Here is a 4,039-nt window from a genome sequence, read left to right as displayed (position 1 = left end):
CATCTTCGACCACCCCACCCCCACCGCCCTCACCCACCACCTCCTCCACAAACTCACACCACACACCAACTCCACGGCACAGGAAAGCCCGGCGCCGGGCGCGACCGGAGACACAGAAATCCGTCGGGCCCTCGCCGAAATACCGCTGACCAGGCTTCGTGAAGCCGGGCTGATGAAACCCCTGCTGATCCTGTTGGGCCTTGACGATCCGGAAGTCGAAGGCTCGCCGCACAGCACGGACTCCGAACCGAGTGAGGACTCCATCGACGCGATGGCGCTCGACGACCTCCTCCAGATCGCCCTCGGCGCCGAGTCCTGAATCCGGCCGATTTCTGAACCCGAACGAAGGCAGGGGACCACCATGGCCGCAACACACGAGGATGTCGTCCGCGCGCTCCGTGCCTCACTCAAGGAGCGCGACCGGCTGCAGCGGGAGAACCAGCTGCTGGTCGAGGCCTCGCGCGAGGCCTCCCGGGCGGCCCGCGAGCCGATCGCCGTGGTCGCTATGGCCTGCCGCTTTCCCGGTGGGATTCGGTCACCCGAGGGCCTCTGGGAGGTGGTGGCGGCCGGGACCGATGCCACGTCCCAGCTGCCGTCGGACCGGGGTTGGGCGGAGGACCTGTTCGACCCGGACCCCGAGGCGCTGGGCAAGTCGTATGTGCGCCGCGGGGGTTTCCTCGACGATGTGGCCGGGTTCGACGCGGAGTTCTTCGGGATCTCGCCGCGTGAGGCGCTGGCGATGGATCCGCAGCAGCGACTGCTGCTCGAGGTCGCGTGGGAGGTACTGGAGCGGTCGGGCCTGGACCCGGCGGCACTGCGGGGAAGCCGGACCGGCGTCTACGTCGGGGCGTCGACGTCGGCGTACATCCCGGACACGGACCACGTCGAAGCCGGCGTCGAGGGCCAGACGATGACCGGGAACCTGGCGAGTGTGCTGTCGGGTCGAGTGTCGTACACGTTCGGGTTCGAGGGTCCGGCAGTGTCGGTGGACACGGCGTGTTCGTCGTCGCTGGTGGCGTTGCATCTGGCGGTGCAGGCCCTTCGACTCGGGGAGTGCTCGCTGGCGCTGGCGGGCGGGGTGACGGTGCTGGCGAGTCCGGGGGGGTTCATCGAGTTCTCGCGGCAACGCGGGTTGGCGCCGGACGGTCGGTGCAAGCCGTTCTCGGCGAACGCCGACGGGACGGCCTGGGCCGAAGGTGTCGGACTGCTGGTGCTGGAGCGGTTGTCGGAGGCACGTCGACTCGGGCACCAGATAGTCGGGGTGATTCGCGGTTCGGCGGTGAACCAGGACGGTGCGAGCAGTGGGCTGACCGTGCCGAACGGCCCGTCGCAGGAACGGGTGATCCGGGCCGCGCTGGCGAACGCGGGCCTGTCGATGGGCGACGTCGACGCGGTGGAGGCCCATGGCACAGGGACGAAGCTGGGAGATCCGATCGAGGCGCAGGCGCTGCTCAACACCTATGGCCAGGGGCGGGAGGCCGGCCGACCGCTGCGGCTGGGATCGTTGAAGTCAAACATCGGCCACTCGGTGGCCGCGGCGGGCGTCGGCGGGGTCATTAAGATGCTGATGGCGTTGGAGCGGGAGGAACTGCCGCGGACGTTGCACGCGGGGGAGCCGTCGCCGTTGGTCGACTGGGAGACCGGCGCGGTGGAGCTGTTGACCGAGCCGATGGCCTGGCCACGTGGGCAGCGGGCCCGCCACGCCGGCGTCTCGTCGTTCGGTGTCTCCGGAACCAACGCCCACCTCCTCGTGGAGGAGGCGCCCGCCGCCCCGGCCGACGCGTCCCCCGCCGCCGGGCCAGCCGCAGATTCGTCCATGCTGGCGGGAGCTGGCATCCCGTGGCTGGTCAGCGCGGGTACTGCGGGAGGGCTGGAGGCGCAGGCGCGGGAGCTCGCACGGTTCGTGCGGGAGTCGGACGCCGATCCCGCCGCCGTCGGTGCGACGTTGCTGACTCGACCGGCCCTGCGGCATCGGCTCGCGGTGGTCGGTGCGGATCGCGACGGCCTCCTCGCGGGACTGGACGGTCTCGCCGCCGGTCGCGCTGCCGCCGGCGCCGCGTCGGGTGTGGCGGTGGACGCGCGGACGGCGTTTCTGTTCGCCGGTCAGGGGGCGCAGCGGCTGGGAATGGGTCGCGAGCTCGCTGCCGCGTCGCCCGTCTTCGCCGCCGCGCTGGACGAGGTGTGCGCGGAGTTCGACCGCCTGCTGGGCTGCTCGCTGCGAGCGGTGATGTTCGGTGAGGGCGGCGGCGCCCTGGATGACACGGTGTTCACGCAGACCGGACTGTTCGCCTTCGAGGTGGCGCTGTTCCGGATGGTGGAGACCGCCGGAGTGCGGGTGGACGTGATGGCGGGGCATTCGATCGGGGAGCTGACGGCGGCCTACCTGGCGAAGGTGTGGTCGCTGGAGGACGCGTGTCGTCTGGTGGCCGCGCGGGGCCGTCTGATGCAGGCGTTGCCGGCGGGCGGCGCGATGGCCGCTGTGGCCATGGCGGAGCGCGAGGTGCGGGAGTATCTCGATGAGCGGGGCCTGTCCGGCCGGGTGGCGGTGGCGGCGGTGAACGGCCCGCGGTCGGTCGTCGTGTCGGGCGACGAGGACGCGGTCGACGCCGTGGTGGCCTTCGCCGAGTCCCGGGGTTCCCGCGGCCGGCGGTTGCGGGTGTCGCACGCTTTTCATTCGCACCGGATGGATCCGATGCTCGCCGAGTTCGAGGCGGTGGCTCGGTCGCTGGCGTACGAACCCCCGCGGATCCCGATCGTCTCGACGCTCACGGGCGATGACGCCAAGCCAGCGGAACTGAGCGATCCCTCCTACTGGGTGCGTCATGTCCGGGAGACGGTGCGCTTCGAGCGTGCTGTGGGGACGCTGGCCGGCAGCGGGGTGCGGACGTTCGTGGAGGTGGGTCCGCGCGGGGCGCTGACGGCGATGGTCGCGGACTGCCTGCCCGAGGGGTCGTCGGGTGCTGCTCAGATCGCGTTGAGCCGCCCGGAGGTCCCGGAGCCCGTGGCGCTCGCCCGCGGCCTGGCCCGCCTGTGGACGGTCGGTGTCGCGGTGGACTGGGCCGGTCTCGTGCCGCCGACTGCCGAGACCGGCCGGCGGCTCCTGCTGCCGACGTATGCCTTCGACCGCCAGCGCTACTGGCTCGACCGTAACCAGCGCCCCGCCACCGACGCGAGGGAGGACCGCTTCTGGTCGGCGGTGGACCGGGTGGACAGCGCCGAGCTCGCCGACCTGGTGGGCATCGAGGCCCCTGAGGCACGGTCGTCGCTGGCCTCGATGCTCCCCGCACTCGCCGGCTGGCGGCAGCAGTGGCACCACGACGGACAGGAATACCGGTCCTGGGGCTACCGCCTCGAGTGGGACCTGCTACCGGCGGGCGGACCGGCCTCGCTCACCGGCGACTACCTGGTCGTCGTCCCGCGCGGCGCGCGGTGTGCGCAGCTGACGTCCAGCTGCGTGGACGCGCTGACGGCGCACGGCGCGCGGGTCGAGCTGCTGGAGGTCGACGGCGCGAGCGGCCGGAAGAGCCTCGCGCTGGCGCTCGACGCCCGCATCGACGGCGCGACGGCCGGCATCCTGTCGCTGCTCGCCCTCGACGAGACACCCCACCCGCATCACCCGACGCTGCCCACCGGCCTCGCGAACACCCTCCACCTGCTCCAGGAGCACATCGACCACCCCGCCGTCGCGCTGCACCTGCTCACCACCGCGGCCACCGCCACCCACGCCGACGACCCCCTGGCCCACCCCACCCAGGCCCACGTCTGGGGCCTCGTCCGCACCGCCGAGCTGGAGCACCCCCAGCATCACCGCACCCTCATCGACCTCCCCGCCACCTGGGACGCCGGCACCGCCACCCAGCTCGCCACCGCCCTCGCCGCGACCGGCCACACCCAGTTCGCGCTGCGCCCCACGGGTGTTCATCTGCCCCACCTCACACCCGCACCGCTCACGGCCGCCCCGACCGCGCCCCTCGACCCCGACGGGACTGTCCTCATCACCGGCGGCACCGGCGCCCTCGGCAGCCACATCGCCCGACAC

Annotated in this window: 2 protein-coding genes; both read left to right on the top strand. The window is 72.3% G+C overall.

The features are described 5' to 3' along the window. Positions 1–319: hypothetical protein (locus ND748_RS27070; protein ID WP_251749037.1), on the top strand; the 319-nt coding region annotated here is incomplete at its 5' end. Between the two features lie 42 nt (positions 320–361). Continuing rightward, positions 362–4,039: type I polyketide synthase (locus tag ND748_RS27065; RefSeq protein ID WP_285902771.1), on the top strand; the 3,678-nt coding region annotated here is incomplete at its 3' end.

It is taken from the genome of Frankia sp. AiPs1, assembly GCF_023716945.1.
Classification (GTDB): Bacteria; Actinomycetota; Actinomycetes; order Frankiales; family Frankiaceae; genus Frankia.
Note: the sequence above shows the minus strand (reverse complement) of the source record. Positions and strands in the feature narration are given on the sequence as shown.